Source organism: Sediminispirochaeta smaragdinae DSM 11293 (genome assembly GCF_000143985.1).
GTDB lineage: Bacteria > Spirochaetota > Spirochaetia > DSM-16054 > Sediminispirochaetaceae > Sediminispirochaeta > Sediminispirochaeta smaragdinae.
The window spans coordinates 809251-824857 of record NC_014364.1; the positions used below are offsets into that span (position 1 = coordinate 809251).

15 protein-coding genes are annotated in these 15607 nt (G+C 47.0%); 8 read left to right on the forward strand and 7 right to left on the reverse strand.

Annotated elements, in window-relative coordinates; all coding sequences use genetic code 11:
• Window position 1: 1 nt before the first annotated feature.
• The gene (locus SPIRS_RS03945; protein WP_013253380.1) at window positions 2-907 is read left to right on the forward strand and encodes a PfkB family carbohydrate kinase; all 906 of its coding nucleotides are present in this window, start codon (window positions 2-4) and stop codon (window positions 905-907) included.
• Window positions 904-1869 carry a LacI family DNA-binding transcriptional regulator gene (locus SPIRS_RS03950; protein WP_013253381.1) on the forward strand — a complete coding sequence of 322 codons (966 nt, stop codon included), beginning with the start codon at window positions 904-906 and terminating at the stop codon, window positions 1867-1869. Before SPIRS_RS03945 ends, SPIRS_RS03950 begins: the two co-directional genes overlap by 4 nt.
• Before the next feature lie 153 nt (window positions 1870-2022).
• On the opposite strand, the gene SPIRS_RS03955 is transcribed toward SPIRS_RS03950, so the two are convergent.
• From SPIRS_RS03955 to SPIRS_RS03980, 6 genes are all read right to left on the reverse strand, one after another.
• Window positions 2023-2859 (reverse strand): carbohydrate ABC transporter permease, encoded by an 837-nt coding sequence (locus SPIRS_RS03955; protein WP_013253382.1) that lies wholly within the window; start codon window positions 2857-2859, stop codon window positions 2023-2025.
• Window positions 2852-3742 (reverse strand): carbohydrate ABC transporter permease, encoded by an 891-nt coding sequence (locus SPIRS_RS03960; protein WP_013253383.1) that lies wholly within the window; start codon window positions 3740-3742, stop codon window positions 2852-2854. Before SPIRS_RS03960 ends, SPIRS_RS03955 begins: the two co-directional genes overlap by 8 nt.
• The gene (locus tag SPIRS_RS03965; RefSeq protein WP_013253384.1) at window positions 3735-5090 is read right to left on the reverse strand and encodes a family 4 glycosyl hydrolase; all 1356 of its coding nucleotides are present in this window, start codon (window positions 5088-5090) and stop codon (window positions 3735-3737) included. The genes SPIRS_RS03960 and SPIRS_RS03965 overlap by 8 nt, the downstream gene beginning before the upstream one ends.
• Window positions 5087-6031, reverse strand: a complete 945-nt coding sequence (locus SPIRS_RS03970) for a carbohydrate kinase family protein (protein WP_013253385.1) — start codon at window positions 6029-6031, stop codon at window positions 5087-5089. Before SPIRS_RS03970 ends, SPIRS_RS03965 begins: the two co-directional genes overlap by 4 nt.
• 64 nt (window positions 6032-6095) lie before the next feature.
• Window positions 6096-7376, reverse strand: a complete 1281-nt coding sequence (locus SPIRS_RS03975; RefSeq protein ID WP_013253386.1) for an extracellular solute-binding protein — start codon at window positions 7374-7376, stop codon at window positions 6096-6098.
• Window positions 7377-7482: 106 nt separating this feature from the next.
• Window positions 7483-8511: a LacI family DNA-binding transcriptional regulator gene (locus SPIRS_RS03980; protein WP_013253387.1), complete on the reverse strand. Its 1029-nt coding sequence runs from the start codon at window positions 8509-8511 to the stop codon at window positions 7483-7485.
• Between the two features lie 258 nt (window positions 8512-8769).
• Here SPIRS_RS03980 and SPIRS_RS03985 point away from each other — a divergent pair, with 258 nt between their 5' ends.
• Window positions 8770-10143: an aldehyde dehydrogenase gene (locus SPIRS_RS03985; protein WP_013253388.1), complete on the forward strand. Its 1374-nt coding sequence runs from the start codon at window positions 8770-8772 to the stop codon at window positions 10141-10143.
• A 2-nt stretch (window positions 10144-10145) separates the two neighbouring features.
• Here SPIRS_RS03985 and SPIRS_RS03990 read toward each other — a convergent pair whose 3' ends face one another.
• Window positions 10146-10868 (reverse strand): LacI family DNA-binding transcriptional regulator, encoded by a 723-nt coding sequence (locus SPIRS_RS03990; RefSeq protein WP_171814754.1) that lies wholly within the window; start codon window positions 10866-10868, stop codon window positions 10146-10148.
• A 250-nt stretch (window positions 10869-11118) separates the two neighbouring features.
• Between SPIRS_RS03990 and SPIRS_RS03995 the strand changes: the two genes are divergently transcribed.
• From SPIRS_RS03995 to SPIRS_RS04015, 5 genes are all read left to right on the forward strand, one after another.
• The gene (locus tag SPIRS_RS03995; RefSeq protein WP_013253390.1) at window positions 11119-11823 is read left to right on the forward strand and encodes a FadR/GntR family transcriptional regulator; all 705 of its coding nucleotides are present in this window, start codon (window positions 11119-11121) and stop codon (window positions 11821-11823) included.
• A gap of 67 nt (window positions 11824-11890) precedes the next feature.
• Entirely contained in the window at window positions 11891-12817 is a 927-nt protein-coding gene (gene dapA / locus SPIRS_RS04000; RefSeq protein ID WP_013253391.1) for a 4-hydroxy-tetrahydrodipicolinate synthase, read from the forward strand.
• 12 nt (window positions 12818-12829) lie between these two features.
• Window positions 12830-13711 (forward strand): dihydrodipicolinate synthase family protein, encoded by an 882-nt coding sequence (locus tag SPIRS_RS04005; RefSeq protein ID WP_013253392.1) that lies wholly within the window; start codon window positions 12830-12832, stop codon window positions 13709-13711.
• Window positions 13712-13780: 69 nt separating this feature from the next.
• On the forward strand, window positions 13781-14746 hold the full coding sequence (locus tag SPIRS_RS04010; protein ID WP_013253393.1) for an ABC transporter substrate-binding protein: 966 nt from the start codon (window positions 13781-13783) through the stop codon (window positions 14744-14746).
• Window positions 14747-14833: 87 nt separating this feature from the next.
• A complete protein-coding gene (locus SPIRS_RS04015) occupies window positions 14834-15586 on the forward strand; it encodes an amino acid ABC transporter ATP-binding protein (protein ID WP_013253394.1) in 753 nt (250 codons plus the stop codon).
• Window positions 15587-15607 lie beyond the last annotated feature (21 nt).

Below are 15607 nucleotides of genomic sequence, written 5' to 3' on the forward strand. Positions count from 1 at the left end.
GATGAAGGCCGAAGCCCTTTTCTTTGGTGTACTTAATATCGATATGGTCCTGGAGGCTGGTAGGCACGTCATTGGGAACAAGATTATGGGGGAACGAGTGTCGACCCATGCCGGTGGCTATGGGTGCACCCAAAGCTTTGGTTGTTCCCGGTGCGGTATACCTTCCGCCGTGATGGGAAAAATCGGGGATGATGCCTTCGGCCGCGACATCATCGAAACCGTCCGGGAAGAAGGGGTCGATTACAGCTTGGTTCAAGTGGTAGCCAACGAAAAAACAGGACTGTCCACTATCATCGTCCGTGCCGATGAGCCCAATATGTATTTGGACTTTCTCGGTGCCAACTTTACTTTAAATAGCCAGTATATTGCAAGTTGTGAAGAGCAGATTAAGCAGTGTGGTTTTATAGGAGCCCATCTCGGAGTGGCTACCGTACAGCCTTCCCTTACGCTTTTGGAATTGGCCGAACGTCATCGTATTCCCACGGCAATCAATTTTTCCACGGTCGACATTCCCGAAAACGTGTTTTCAACAAAACCCGATTTCTTAATTTTGTCTTGTAACACGGCAAGCCTTTTGTGCGGATTCCCGGTGGATAATCTGAAAGGGGCAAGGATTGCGACGACCCTCCTCCTTTCTCAGGTAAAACAGGCGATTGTCTTTCAGATGGAAAATCTTGGAACGATCGTGGCTACCAGCCATTCCTGGGATATTATCGACCCTTGTCCCGAGCGAAAGATTATTGACCCGTCGGGTATGTCTGATTTCTTTACAGGAGTCTTTATTGCCCAAATGATCAAGGGGCACGGACTTTTGGATAGTGCAGCTAAGGCTCATGATGCCGCCATGACCTGTGCTCAGCGCATCGGCGTCTATGAATCATTGCCGACCAAAGAGGAATTGCTGTGAAAAAAAAGACGCTTAAGGAAATTGCATCGATCGCCCATGTCTCCCCTGCAACGGTATCCTTGGTACTTAACAACAAAACGGGAGTTGGAGAGGAAAAACGTAAGGCTATCCGGGAGCTGCTGGAGGCCAATGGTTATCCTACTGAGACGAGCAAGACGATCTTGTTTCTCAAGTACCGATACCATTGCAAATTAGTTGAGGAAAATCAGGGATCGGTTGCATCGATCTTCGAATACATCGTACAAGAATGCAAGGTCCATGGATACCGGGTTACCATGATCGCCTGTGATCATGCCTTGGAAGAAACCTTGCAAGAGCTTGATATGGCCTCTTTCTGTGGGGTGATCGTCTTAGGGACAGAACTGCAGCCTGAGCAGTATTCACTTCTCGACATGATTGAGGCTCCTTATCTTGTTCTGGATAACAACATGAAGGGACATGTCTGCAGTACGGTAGGTATCGACAATGAAGAGGGAGTTCGGAGTGCCCTTTCCCTCTGCAATGAAGCGGAAATTGCCTATCTCAAAAGTAGTTCCTGGACGGCCAATTTCCAGGAGCGAAGTGATGCACTCTTCTCGGCAGCTGCTGAAATGGGGCTATCGGTAAAAACGCTTTTACTTGAACCGACCCTGCTTGGAGCCTATGAATCGATCAAGAGGCTCATGCCCTTTCAGTTGCCGAGGTTTGCATGTGCCGATAATGATATTATCGCTCTTGGTGCCATGAAGGCACTGCTGGAGGCAGGCTATGATATCCCCGGCGATTGCTCTGTTGTCGGATTTGACGATGTTCCCTTTGCAGCGATACATGTGCCGTCCCTTACTACCGTGCGGGTTCCCAAAAGCATGATGGGGATACAGGCTGTCGACCAGATACTCAAATGTATTGCAGATGCCGATTATCGCTATCTGAAGTCGCGAATTTCCGGACAATTGGTTATTCGCGAAAGTACGAGAGCCTGAAACCACCAGGATTCGGAACACTATCACCGCGTTAGGGAGACGGAGGGCGTCGGCGGTCCGAGGCGGGGAGCCGAGGACGGGAGCGAAGCGTATCCCGGAGTCGACTGGCCCGTGCACTCAGGTGCACGGGCAACGCCCAGAAAAAGAATTCGATTATTCTTTTAATGCCCCTGCTGTTATTCCTGAGATTACATAGTGTTGCAAGAAGATGTAGAGCAGGATAATGGGAGCCGTCATTAAGGTTGCGCCCATGGCGATCAGGGGGGTATTGCCGACATACTTGCCCTGGAAGAAGGCCATACCGACGGGCAGGGTCCTGAGTGCTTCTTTGCTGATAATCACCAGGGTTAGAAGAAATTCATTCCAGGTCCAGGTAAAGAAGAATACGATGAGCGTAATGACGGATGGTCCTATCATTGGGGTTATGATCTTCCACAGCACCTGCGAGGTTCCTGCACCGTCGATTTCGGCAGCCTCGATGAGCGATTTTGGGATCTCTTTCAAGGTTCCCCGCATGAAAAAGGTTCCGAATGGAATGCCCATGGCAATTTGGGGGAGGATCAAGCCGGGAAGGGTATTGAGTAATCCCATTCCCTTGAGGTGGTGATAGAGTTGGATGACCACTACTTCCATTGGGATGGTCATACCGAAGAGGACGATGCCCCACAGAAGGGTTTTTCCGGGGAAACGAAAGTAGGCAAAGGCATATGCATTTGTCAGTGACAGCATGATCGAAAACAGCACTACGGGAATGACGACAAGAACACTGTTTTTGTAATAGATACCGAAATGTCCTTGCTCCCAGGTTTTCGCAATATTTTCCCAATGCATCTGCTGGGGAGGACCGAATACATTATGCACCAGTTCCGCTTTGGTTTTGAATGCGGCACTCCAGATCAATGAGAACGGAGCACAGGCAATGATCAAAAAGAGTGCTAAGATCAGAAAACAGATGATGCGGGAGACGGGAATTCTATGGTGTTTATTCATCGCTGTGCTTCCTTCTTAATGTGGTCATGCCAAAAGAAATTCCATAGATGATGAGTGCAAGTGTCACGGCAAGTGCTGCGGCGTAGCCGTACCGGTTGTATTGGAATGCATTCTTGAAAACATAGAGGGAGATAACATTGGTTGCATATCCCGGCCCGCCTTTTGTCATCACATAAACGAGATCGAAGGTCTTAAGCGAGTTGATAAAAAGAAAAATCGTTACAACGGAAATTTCGTGGTTCAGCGACGGAAGGGCGATATACCAGAATTTATGCAGTGTATTTCCTCCGTCGATGGATATCGCCTCATAAAGGGAGTGAGAGATTTTGCTGTACCCTGCCAAAAAGATGACCATCGCAAAGCCGTGGAATACCCAGGTTCCTGATATACCGACGGCTGTTAGGGCGGTAGCGCTGTCGCCCAGCCAGGCTTTCGTCATATCCGCAAGGCCAATGCCCCGCAGAAATGTGTTTATGACGCCGAATGAGGGATTGTAGATCCATCTCCAGATGACTCCGACAACAACGAGGGAAAGAATGTAGGGCATGAACAAAACCACTTCAAAGAGTTTACGTATTTTGTATCGATTAAGTTCGATGATCGATGCCAGCACCAGGCCGATGAGCGTGGGCAATACCATGATAAAAACGACTAATACCAGATTGTTTACCAGCGACCGATAAAAGATGGGATCGGAAAAAAGTGTTATGAAATTTTTTATGCCCACACATACTTTCGGCTGCAGTCCGTTCCAGGAAAAAAAGCTTAACTGGAGGGTCTGAAGCACGGGAATAAACAAAAACAGGCAATAGATGAAACATCCGGGGAGGAGATAGAGATAGCCGCGAAGGGGTGAATCATACAGGGATCTGTGTTCACTCATCATCACTTCCTATAGATGCAAAGCGCTTGTTCAGGTCGTCAATGATCTGCGGAACAAGATGCTTGGCGACCACGGGATTCTCTTCGAGGGCCGCGATTTGGGATTCCCGATCTCTCTTCCCTGCGGCGGCGATGGTAAGCCGCTCGAATTTCTTGACCTGCTTGATGAGATCGGTGGCACATGCGGGCAGTTCGGTCGTTGCTTCCGTTGCATGGCATTGGCCGTTTTTGCATAGGCACGAAGTCTCGATGACATCGCTATCTGTAAGATAGGGAAGGGTGCCCCTGTTTGCGACATTCACAATCAGCTGCTTGCCTTGGTTTGTATCAACCAGGGCTTCGACAAGGTTGAATGCGACCGCATCATATCCCCACAATCCCGTGTGGGTGAGGATGTCGAAGCGTGGTGCTTCTTTTCGTGCATACCCGGTTTCCTGTGTCATATACGATCCGTCCCGCTGTTGAATATAGCGGTTATACACATCGATAGGGTTTGTGTCTGGAGCAGATAGTGCTTCATAGTACTGTTTATTCAGCGTATGAATGACCTGTCCGCGTGTCTGTTTTACCCCGGCCATTTTTTTTGTGATGGTTTCGTGATAGAGATAATAGTAGAGATACTCGTTCGGCAGTATGTGGTAGGTTTGTATGTGATCGACCAGATCTTGATAAAATGGTTCCTGTGCGACAAACTCCTTTAAGCGTTCATGAACGAGCTCTTCCATTACCTCTTTCCCGTCTACCTTTACCGAGGTGACCCATCCGAGGTGGTTTAGTCCCGTATAGTGGGTTGTGATATGATCCTTGGACACTCCGTATAGGGTTCCGACGAATTTATCAATCATGATAGGTGCATCGCAGATGCCGATGACCTTTTTGTGATTGCTGTTTTCCAGAATGGCCTGCGTGATCATTCCCGAGGGGTTGGTAAAATTGATGATCCATGCCTTGGGGTTTATGCGGTGGAGGATGTTTGCCTGCGCCACAACAACGGGAATGGTTCGGTAGGCCATGGAGAATCCGCCGATTCCGACGGTTTCTTGCGGGAGTTGCCCGAACTTTAGGGCTGTCGTTTCATCGGCAATCCTGCTCTCGTCTCCTCCCACCCGAATGGACGAGAAGACAAAATCGGCGTGCTCCACGGCTTCCTGATAGGAGGATGCGATTGTTAGCTTCAGCCCTTGGCCCGATGCCGCAATGATCGCCTCTATTACCCGTGCATTGAGCTCTAATCGCTGCTGCTTGTTATCGTAGAGATAGAGATGTTCAAGCTTCATGTTTCGGGAAAGCAGCCCGCGTATTAATAAAGGTGTTCTCGGGCTTCCTGCCCCTATTACGGCAAGGATCATGTAGTAGCCTCCTCTGTTTCCTTTTCAAGATCAAATCGCTTTCGTACATCTTCGATAGTCAGATCGGAACTGCAGGATCGAAGATCCTCCGTCGACATTGCTCCCACGATATTTGCAAAGCGTATCGTATCGGCAATCGAAAAACCATGGGCCAGGCCGTACAATAGGCCTGCGGTAAATGAATCACCGGAGCCGCTGGGGTTTACCGCTTGTACCTGCGGTGCGGGAATCTGTATTATTTTTTCGCTTTCGTCTATTGTCACTGCCCCTTTGGGGCCCAGCGTCACCACCGGATGTGGGACGTATCGGCGTAAGTGATGCACCATGGCTGCCGGGTCTTGTTCTTTTGTGATTAAACGAGCCTCTTGCTCGTTTGGAAAAAACCACGATACATCTTTTAATGTATTAAAGTCGTCGGCTTTCCAGGCCAATGCCTCTTCATAGCCGATATCCGAGGTGATAATCAGAGAATCTCTGCGATCGGATATACACTGTTGAATTGTGGGATGTTGCAGTTGGGGAAAGTCGACATGTAGGAATCGAAATTTTTCTATATATAGGGGGGTAAGCTTTTCGAATATGCGGGGAAGATAACGTGCGAGCTCCGGTCCCTTTTTCGATATAAAACTCCTATCATTGTTTTTCGGAATGCAGATACTTACACCGGTTTCTTGTGTCGGTTCGTGGTGTATAAGGCTATCGGAGATCCCGACTTGCGTGAGGTAGTCTATGAGGTATGCTCCGAAGAAATCTGTTCCTATTGCCGATGCCAATGATACGTTCATGTTGAGGTTTTTCAGTATCACGGCGGTAATAGCGGATCCTCCGGGAGAGGTGACGATGCTATCTATATAGAGCTCTTCTCCTTTGTTGGGGTACTCAGAAAGTCCTTCGCAAATAATGTCTACAAATACCGATCCGACTATGAGAACGTTGTTCATGCTGCTCCTCGTTGTGTAGGTATATGAGGGCCCTGAGAGTAGATAGGGCCCTGTTCTGCGATTGTTATTTTGCCGGATAGTAACTGTTGTAATCGGCCTGCAATTTTTCCACAAACTCCTGCGGGGTTATTTCAAGAGCGGTCAGCTGTTGTACGGCAGCTGAACATGTGTCATAAAAGGTAGGCGTGATCCAGTCAATGTAATAGCCCATACCGTTGATTTTGTTTATATCGTTGTAGGCTCGTAAGATATCCTGATATAGCTGTGGCGAGTCCTGGTAATCCGATGCCGATACGGTCTGTGCGGGCAACATCATTTGGTCGGCCCAGGCCTTCGCCGTCTGCTTGGAGGCCAGGAAGTTGAGGAATTTTGCAGCCTCTTCAGGGTGTTCCGACTTGCTTGAGATAACAAAGGGAATGCCGGGGCCGCCAATGGCTTTCAGATGGGCCGCATCATCGGCAGGAAAAAGGAAGAAGCCGACCTCGAAGGGGGCATTCTCGAGCATCTCCCCCATTAACCAGTTGCCAGTCAGCATAAACAGGGAATCGCCCATGAAAAACATATTTGCAGAGTCGTCATAGCCGATTCCTGAAAAATCTTTTGTAAAGTAGCCTGCTTTAACCCACTCCTGTAGTTTCGTTGCGGCCTTGCGGTTTGCATCGGCCGTCCAGTAGTTCCCGGTCTTCCCGCTCATCATGTCATCAAGCTCATTTCTTGTCGTAAATACATGCTGCAGCGCGCTGAATTCATGAATACCGGTCCATCCGTCAAGGTTTCCAAAATTAATCGGCGTATAGCCCGCTTTTTTTGTCGCGGCAAGGATATCTTCGAGCTCTTTGAAGCTTGTGGGAATAGAGAAACCAAGCTGCTTGAACAACTCTTTATTGTAGAAAAACCCGACGACCTCTGCGGTCGTTGCGATACCGTAATAGTCGCCCTGATATCCCATGGCTTTCAGCGTAGCCTCGGAGAAGACCTCCTCCCAATGCTCTTTTGCAGCCGTATCGTTCATGTTCACGATGAGACCGGCTTTTACGAATGCACCCATGTCGGCCTCGCCCTGATTGAGCTGCATGATGTCGGGGCCCGTTCCCGATTCGACGGACATCTTTAACACCAGTTTCAAATCGTCGAGGGTCTTTGTTTCCCTGACAATATCAATATCGGGATTCTCGGCCTCAAATTCCTGCACGAGGCCATCCATAATCGTACTTTCGACCCCCCGGTAGTACTGGTCCCATAAGATAAGTTGTGTTTTTTCCGATTGTGCTTCTTGGCTGCCTGCGCCCCATACCGCAGAAGCGGTCAATAGGCATGCTAAGCATACCATTCCGATCTTTTTCATAATGCCTCCTCAAAAGTTATGGTATCAGGGTATTGGGAAAACGTTTTCCTGTCAAGTTTTTTCCTGCTGACGTTTTTTTGGCATCTTTTATCGGCATAGATTTGGTTTAGGAGATGTTTCTACATGAGGAACGGACCCGTAACTGATACCTGAGGATTTCATCCTGTTCGATTGTATTGCCCGATATCATTGCCATAAGTTTTTTTGCTGCAATGGTGCCGAGTTGCCCGATCGGCTGTTCGATACTTGTGAGTTGCGGGTTGGTAAATGCTCCGAGTTCTATTCCGTCGAATCCGAGGATCGATATGTCATGGGGTATTGATAAGCCTGCTTCACGTACGGCTTGGAAAGCGCCTACCGCCATTTCATCGCTCATCACAAAAACCGCCGTGACTCCCTTCGTCGTATCCAGCAACTGACGCATCGCTGCCTTCCCTGCGCCAAAGGAGACCCTCGTATATGCTGGTCCATCTTCGCTGTAGATAATACGATGCTTGTCGAACTGGATACCGTGGTCGGCAAGTGCCTTGCGATATCCTCCGATCCGCTTTTCGGCCATCGAATAGCTCACGGTACTGATGACACCGATGTTCGTGTGGCCGAGTCCGAGCAGATAGGAGGTTCCGTCATAGGCCGCCGCAAAGTCGTCGATTCTGACCTGAGGATAGCCAATGTTGCGAATATCGATATTGCATTGCACCATCGGAATAGTATTGTCGTGAAGACGCGAATAGATTTCCGGGCGTGATGATTCATGCATCATGATGATCCCATCGGTTCTGCTTTTCACCAATACTTCCAGATAGCCTGATTCGTTGTTTTGATGCTGTGCGTCATCCGGGTCTTTGACCAGACACAGCAAGGCCTTGTAGCCATACTGATCAAGGACCTTCTCTATGCTGTAGAATATTGCCTGGTGATATAATTCTGAGGTATTCGGCATGATGACCCCAACGGTGAAGCTTTTTTTCAGCACCATGCTTCGAGCAACATAGTCGGGGACATAGCCGACATCCTGGATTGCCTGTTCTACTCTTTCTCTCAGATCGTCGCTTACCGGCTTTGTTCCGTTGAGAACACGGGAGACTGTCGATACGGAAACTCCCGCAATCTGTGCTATTTTTCGTATACCCATAGGTGATAGTATGGTATACATCGAACAAAGGACAAGTGCTTCTTTTTTACCACCAGGATTCGGAACACTATCCCGCGTTAAGGAGACGGAGGGCGTCGGCGGTCCGAGGCGGGGAGCCGAGGACGGGAGCGAAGCGTACCCCGGAGTCGACTGGCCCGTGCACTCAGGTGCACGGGCAACGCCCAGAAGAAAAAAGGGAAAAGCGCTTGTACGAGCCGTGTGGCCCGTCGTATGGTTAAGGATATAAGGAGCGTAGCCATGGGTGATATGAGTGGAGTGCTTGCCGATCAGCGGCGTTTTTTTGAAAGCGGTGTTACGAAGGATCCGGCCTTTAGGCGAAGGCAACTCCTGCGCCTAGGCAGGGCGATTGAGGCACATGAGTCCGCGGTGTTTGAGGCCTTGCGGGAGGATTTGAATAAGTCCGCCTATGAGGCGTATGAAACCGAAGTCGGTATTGTTCTGGATGAGATCGGCTTTATGGTGCGGAACCTCGAGCGTTGGTCGAGGCCGAGGCGCGTGAAGAGTTCGATTGTACATTTCCCTTCCAAGAGTGTGGTGTATCAGGAGCCCTATGGCCTGGTTCTGATCATGTCTCCCTGGAACTATCCCTTTCAGCTTACCCTTGCACCCCTTGCCGGGGCCATTGCTGCGGGAAATGCGGCGGTGGTGAAGCCTTCAAACTATTCGCCTCGTACCTCGGCGGTGATCAAGAAGATTATTGCGGAGAGCCTTGATGAGGGGCTTGTTTCGGTGGTCGAGGGGGGACGGGAGGTGAACCAGTCACTTCTTGAGCAGCGTTTTGATTATATCTTTTTTACCGGCAGCGTGGCAGTGGGCCGGACGGTGATGCGATCTGCGGCCGAACATCTGACGCCTGTTACCCTTGAGCTTGGCGGAAAAAGCCCCTGCATCGTGGATGAGAGTGCGAAGATCGCCCTGGCGGCGAAGCGGATTGTCTGGGGAAAGCTTTTGAATGCGGGCCAGACCTGTGTGGCGCCTGATTATATCCTGGTGCATCGCACGGTGAAAGAGGCGCTGCTTGAGGAGCTTCGGCGTTCGATCGTAGATTTCTTTGGCAGAGAGCCGGAGCAGAATCCCGACTATCCGAAGATCATCAATGAGAAGCACTTTGCCCGGTTGCGGGGCTTGATGGAAAGCGGGACGATTGTCTTCGGAGGCGGAGTGAATGAGTCGACCAGACAGATTGCTCCGACGATTCTGGATGATGTGGCTTGGGATGATCCGGTGATGCAGGAGGAGATTTTCGGTCCCATTATACCGATCTTGGTCTACGATCGTCTGGAAGATGTCCTTGCCAGGATCAGCGAACGGCCCAAACCGCTTGCGCTCTATCTTTTTACCGGTTCACAGAGGGTTAAGAAGCTTGTCACAGGACGCTGTTCCTTCGGCGGCGGCTGTATAAACGACACGATTGTCCATCTTGCCACCTCCTACCTGCCTTTTGGGGGAGTAGGGGAGAGTGGTATGGGCGGATATCATGGTGAGGCAAGTTTCCGCACCTTTTCCCACAGTAAAAGTGTGCTGGAGAAGAGCAACCTCATCGATGTGCCCCTGCGATATCCTCCCTATAACAAGGGACTGGGAGTGCTGCGGCGGATGTTGAAGATGTAGAATCAGCTTGTCGAATCCCTGATGTACAGGGTGAAATCAGAATAATATTGAATTGGAACGGAATCAGGATCGCTGAGGCGCTTGATCATGATTTCTACAGCGGTACGGGCCAGAATATCACACGGCTGATCTATGGATGTCAGTCCTGGCGTGCAGGTCTGAGCGAACATCGAGTTATCAAAGCCGGCGATCCTGAAATCTTCAGGAATCTGAAATCCCTGGTGCTGAAGTTGTTTCATAAGCTTCAAGGCTATCCAGTCATTACTGCAGATGATGTTTCGTACTCCGTTTTTTTTGAGCCTTCTGCCGAGATTATCTGACTCTTCGTAGACATGGGACCATTCCGGACTTGGCTGAATGCCATGGTAGATTAGTGCCGAATAGAATCCTCTGTGCCTCAGCTTTACGGTCTCTCCGGGGAAGCGGGGCATGATAAAATCGACACGTTTTTCTTGCTTTTCCAAATAATGCATCGACAGTGTGTAGCCGGCTCTGAAGTTGTCGATACTGACCAGGTCTATACCGCTCGATTTGGGAAATAGCTCATATGCCGAATCAATTAAGACAACTTGAATGTTCTGGGCCTTTAGGTGCTCTACTATGGCTCGGGTAAGGTCGCGTCCGTTTTGCATTAATTCAAATGGGGCGAGAAATACTCCCTCGACCTTTTGCTGAATGTAGAATTCAGCAATATCCAGGCTGGAGGACTGTATGACAGAGTCCACCGACCCCATGGCTCCGCCCCATACTGTTTTTAGTCCTTAGATTTTATATAAAATAGGTATGGCAAGTATGATGTATAATCAATTGACCGGCTACCATTCAAGACCTTATCTGATATTCAATGCGGAATGCTCTACAGGATTTTGCGCTATAACAGCAAAATAATTCCATCGGGTTTCATGCCGCAAAAAAACTTGACTTACATAAAATTGCATGATAGTCTGTTGTCAGACAAAATAAATAGGTGTGAAAATGCGAAAGATTGATAAGATTTCCATTACTGATAAAGTAGTGGAAGAACTAAGCACACTCGTCAAATCTGGTGAATATCAAGCCGGGGATAAGCTTCCTACGGAAGAGGCGTTGAGGAATACCTTGGGTGTTGGCCGCTCAACCGTCAGAGAATCCTTGAGGATTCTTCAAACCTTGGGGTTGGTTGAGATACGGCCCGGAAGAGGCGCATTTGTGCTGGATAATAGCAACTATACCAACAAGATGGTTCATGACTGGTTTTCTGAAAACAAGACTCAAGTTGAAGATCTTATGGATGTTCGATTGGCAATTGAGACCATGGCAATAACTTTGGCAATCAAGAAGGGCAAGCCCGAACAAATTGCAAAAATTCGTGCAATTCACGAGTCATTCAAGGATTCTATCGATAAAGGCAATAATATTGAACTTGCCAGACTTGATGATGCTTTCCATGCTGCAATCATGGAAGCTACGAATAACCCGTATTTAGTGCGCATGGGGTTTCTTGTTTCAGAGTCGCTGATTGAATATCGAAAAAGGTCTTTTGCGGTTTCAGAAAATATCGTACATGCATTGGCGCCGCATGAGGAAATCTTGACCCATATTATTCGGAAGGAAGAGCAAGCGGCTGTAAAAGCTATGCAGTCTCATATTGCCTGTTCGTTGGAAGATATGATGAATCTGATAAATGGCGGCGAACAATAGTCGCTATAATTTTAAGAAAAATTGTCTGATGTCATATAATTTGATATCAGACAAAACGGAGGCATCTGTGAAAAAATTCAACAAGAAGGACTATGGAAAGATTCTGATTCCCATGGTCACCCCCTTCAAAGAGAATCAAGAAGTTGATTACGAGAAGGCTGTTAAACTGGCACAATTCCTTATTGATACAAAAAAGGGGGATACACTTGTCCTTAGCGGGACGACGGGTGAATTCCATACGATGGTTTTCAGTGAACGAGTCGAACTCTTTCGCATTTTTCGAGAAAAATTTGCTGCAAAGATTCCTATGATCGCAGGTGTTGGTGCTGCTTCTACCAAGGAGACAATAGAACTGGCCAAAGCGGCTGAAAAGCTGGGGTTCGAGACTATCATGGCCGTTGCTCCATATTATACCAAGCCAAACCAGAAAGAACTGTACGAGCACTATAAAGCCTTATCCGAGGCAGTAGATGTCAATGTGATGATCTACAACATTCCAATCTTCACAGGAGTTAATGTTAAACCCGAGACTGTAGGAAAGCTATCAGAATACAAGAATATTGTTGCTATTAAGGAAGAGGCGGAGTTGAATGCAAAACAGATGACTGAATTCATCAATGCAACTCCTTCAGATTTTATCATCTATAACGGCGATGATACCATGATACTTGAAGCATATACCCAGGGCGGTGATAAACGTATCGGCGGAGTTATTAGCGGCCAATCCCATATATTTGGTGACAAGATACGTACCATGATTAATACCTTTCTTTCGGGCGATATAGAGGCAGCTGCTTTGCAGCAACAGCAGCTGCTTCCTGTTTTCCGCATCATGGGGCAGAATAATCGAACAAATCCCGTTGCGCTCCTGAAGGACACCATGAAACTGTACGGAATCGATGGGGGATACCCGAGACGGCCGTTGTCTCCCGGTACTCCGGAAGAAATTGCAACCATAAAGGCTCTATTAGTAAAGCAGGGTCTTCTTGCATAAGAGGTCGGAAATATGAATGAGTTGCCAAGGGGAATCATCCCTCCCATAGCCGTCCCATTTGATAATCATGGTTCACTGGATGAAAGATTATTACGACTGGAAATGAGATTTCTTAATAGATGTGGTGTCCATGGTATCAGTACAGGAGGAAGTACCGGAGAAGGTTCTTTATTGACAGAAGATGAAATCGTTCGATGCGTTGAGGTTGTACAGGAAGAAAAGAATAAAACACTTCCAATCATCGCAGGGATAATTCGTAACTCAACTCGCGAAGTAATTGCGATTGCAACAAAATTGAAAGGACTTGCTGTTGATGCGTTGCTGATCACACCACCTTTTTATTATGGGGCAAGCCCCGAATCTAATTACGAATTTTATGCGGAAATTGCGAAAGCAATTAATATACCAATCATTGTGTATAATGTTGTTCCTGCAAATGTAATACAACCCGAAATGTTTATCAGACTGTTGAACATTGAAGGTATTGTAGGGATCAAACAGGTAAATCCTGTTATCCATGCGGAAACTGTTGCACTTTATGATGACAGATGTACTGCATATACGTATAGCGCTTGTGATTTCATGCTTTATTCTACTTATGTGGCTGGTTCGGATGGTGCAATTTCCGCCTTGGCAACCATTGCTCCCAAACTTTGTGTGAAGCAGTGGAATGCCTTTTTACAGGGAGATCAGAAAACAGCTTCTGAAATACAGAGGCGTCTGCTTCCTGTTGTTCAGTGTTACCAAAAGCAACCATTTCCCGGAAGAGTAAAAACGCTATTAAGGCTTCAAGGGAGAGATCTTGGAATAGCTAGGATGCCTAATCTTATGCCTCAGGAAGCAGAAATTGATCAGATGAGGCATATAATGGCCGAAGCAGAGCTATTAAGCTAATTCATGACTGGCTGGAGATTATCAAGGAATGTAAATAAGTCTTAATTTTTTGTCATAAGGAGGGTAAGAATGGGTACAGGGAGTGTGTTTTGTAAGTGCAAATTTCTTTGCTTGGGTGCAATGGTTCTTTTCCTTGGAGGATGTTCTGGAGGCGGCCAACAGGAACAAAAGTCAGCAGGACAACCACTAGTAGAACGAAATACCATAGCGACTATTCTGGATCGAGGACAAATTAATATCACCTTTAATCTGGCCGCCGAGCGCTATCAATTTAAGGACAAAAACAATGAACCAGCAGGAATGGCAATTGATTTGGCAAAAATGATAGCTGCCAATCTTGATGTAGATCTTGTCATGACCGACACAAGCTGGGAAGGACTGATACCTTCATTGTTAACAGATAAAAGTGATTTCCTGGCAACTACCATGTCAACAACATTTGCAAGAGCTCAGCAGGTATTATTTACTAGTGAAGATTGGTACATAACGGGGGTGAGCATCTGGACGAAAGAAGGGAATGCAATCAACAACTGGCAGGATTTGAATGATTCAGGCCGACGTATTGGAGCAGTTGCCGGTACTGTTTCCGCTGAAGTGGCTGCCGATTATTTTCCCGAGGCCGAGATACAAACATTTCAGATTGATACTGATGTATGGGAGGCTTTGGTTACCGGAAGAATTGATGCGGGGATGAATGATAATATTTTTAAGAATACCGTAGCACTAAATTATTCCGGAAAACTTACATTACTAACAACTCCCAGAGAACTGGTGAAAACCGATACGTGGGCATATGCGGTTAGACCGGGGGATGAGTTTATGTGGCACTATCTCAATTTTTTTATCAAAAAAGTAAAAGAAAATGGACAGCTTGAAAAGTTGGAAGAGTACTGGACAAAGGGAGATCAATGGCGTGTTGATTATGTTCAGCCTGGGATGCAGCTCTCTGAAACACGGAAAAATTTAGTCAAATTTATTGGCATAAGTGATTATGAGAAGGAAATAGGCGACACCTATCGTGTCAGTATGCAGTAACTTGGTCGCTACAATACACTTGCTTAATTAGTTTTAAGCAAGTGTATTACTTCTCTTTGGTGATTTCAGATACATGGGAGCTAACAAATGAATGTAATTCAGGCGGACGATGTAAAGAAATATTTTTCTCATGCTGGATATGGAGATGAGAAGGTAAAAGCAGTTGATAATGTAAGTTTAACAGTTGAAGATGGTGAGGTTGTTGTCATATGCGGACCTAGTGGTTCAGGAAAAAGTACCTTTCTTCGGTGTATAAATCGCATTGAAGATCACATAGACCATGGCGATATCTTATTTTGTGATAAGAGTATCTATGAAATAAAGAGAACGGAACTGAGAAAAGAAATCGGCATGGTTTTTCAGAGCTACAATTTATTTCACCATCTTACAATTCTGGACAATGTAATCCTTGGACTTGTCCATGTCCTAAAGATGAATAGGAAAGAAGCTATTGATGAGGCAATGGTTCTGCTTGAACGCGTAGGCGTGCATGACAAAGCAAAGAATTATCCAAGAGAATTATCAGGGGGGCAACAGCAGAGGGTAGCTATTTGCAGGTCACTTGCCATGAAACCTAAACTTATTCTTTTCGATGAACCAACCTCGGCACTCGATCCGGAAATGATAAAAGAGGTCTTAGATGTTATGCGTCAGTTGGCACAAAGTGGTATGACCATGATCATTGTCACTCATGAAATTGGTTTTGCCAAAGAGGTCGCTGACAGAATAATCTTTTTTTCTGATGGGAAAATAATTGAACAGGGAACACCCCTTGAGATTATAAATTCTCCAAAAGAAAAGAGGACAGAAAACTTTTTTCGTCATGTTATTCATGAGTAAATCGAAATCGACTTTATGTTT

Excerpts from the sequence above, each read along its gene's own strand:
- SPIRS_RS03995 (WP_013253390.1), top strand. The coding sequence starts at position 11,119 with ATGCGAAAGATTGATAAGATTTCCATTACTGATAAAGTAGTGGAAGAA.
- SPIRS_RS03960 (WP_013253383.1), bottom strand. The coding sequence starts at position 3,742 with ATGAGTGAACACAGATCCCTGTATGATTCACCCCTTCGCGGCTATCTC.
- SPIRS_RS03945 (WP_013253380.1), top strand. The coding sequence starts at position 2 with ATGAAGGCCGAAGCCCTTTTCTTTGGTGTACTTAATATCGATATGGTC.
- SPIRS_RS03970 (WP_013253385.1), bottom strand. The coding sequence starts at position 6,031 with ATGAACAACGTTCTCATAGTCGGATCGGTATTTGTAGACATTATTTGC.
- SPIRS_RS04005 (WP_013253392.1), top strand. The coding sequence starts at position 12,830 with ATGAATGAGTTGCCAAGGGGAATCATCCCTCCCATAGCCGTCCCATTT.
- SPIRS_RS03985 (WP_013253388.1), top strand. The coding sequence starts at position 8,770 with ATGGGTGATATGAGTGGAGTGCTTGCCGATCAGCGGCGTTTTTTTGAA.
- SPIRS_RS03975 (WP_013253386.1), bottom strand. The coding sequence starts at position 7,376 with ATGAAAAAGATCGGAATGGTATGCTTAGCATGCCTATTGACCGCTTCT.
- SPIRS_RS04015 (WP_013253394.1), top strand. The coding sequence starts at position 14,834 with ATGAATGTAATTCAGGCGGACGATGTAAAGAAATATTTTTCTCATGCT.
- SPIRS_RS04010 (WP_013253393.1), top strand. The coding sequence starts at position 13,781 with ATGGGTACAGGGAGTGTGTTTTGTAAGTGCAAATTTCTTTGCTTGGGT.
- SPIRS_RS03955 (WP_013253382.1), bottom strand. The coding sequence starts at position 2,859 with ATGAATAAACACCATAGAATTCCCGTCTCCCGCATCATCTGTTTTCTG.
- SPIRS_RS03980 (WP_013253387.1), bottom strand. The coding sequence starts at position 8,511 with ATGGGTATACGAAAAATAGCACAGATTGCGGGAGTTTCCGTATCGACA.
- SPIRS_RS03965 (WP_013253384.1), bottom strand. The coding sequence starts at position 5,090 with ATGATCCTTGCCGTAATAGGGGCAGGAAGCCCGAGAACACCTTTATTA.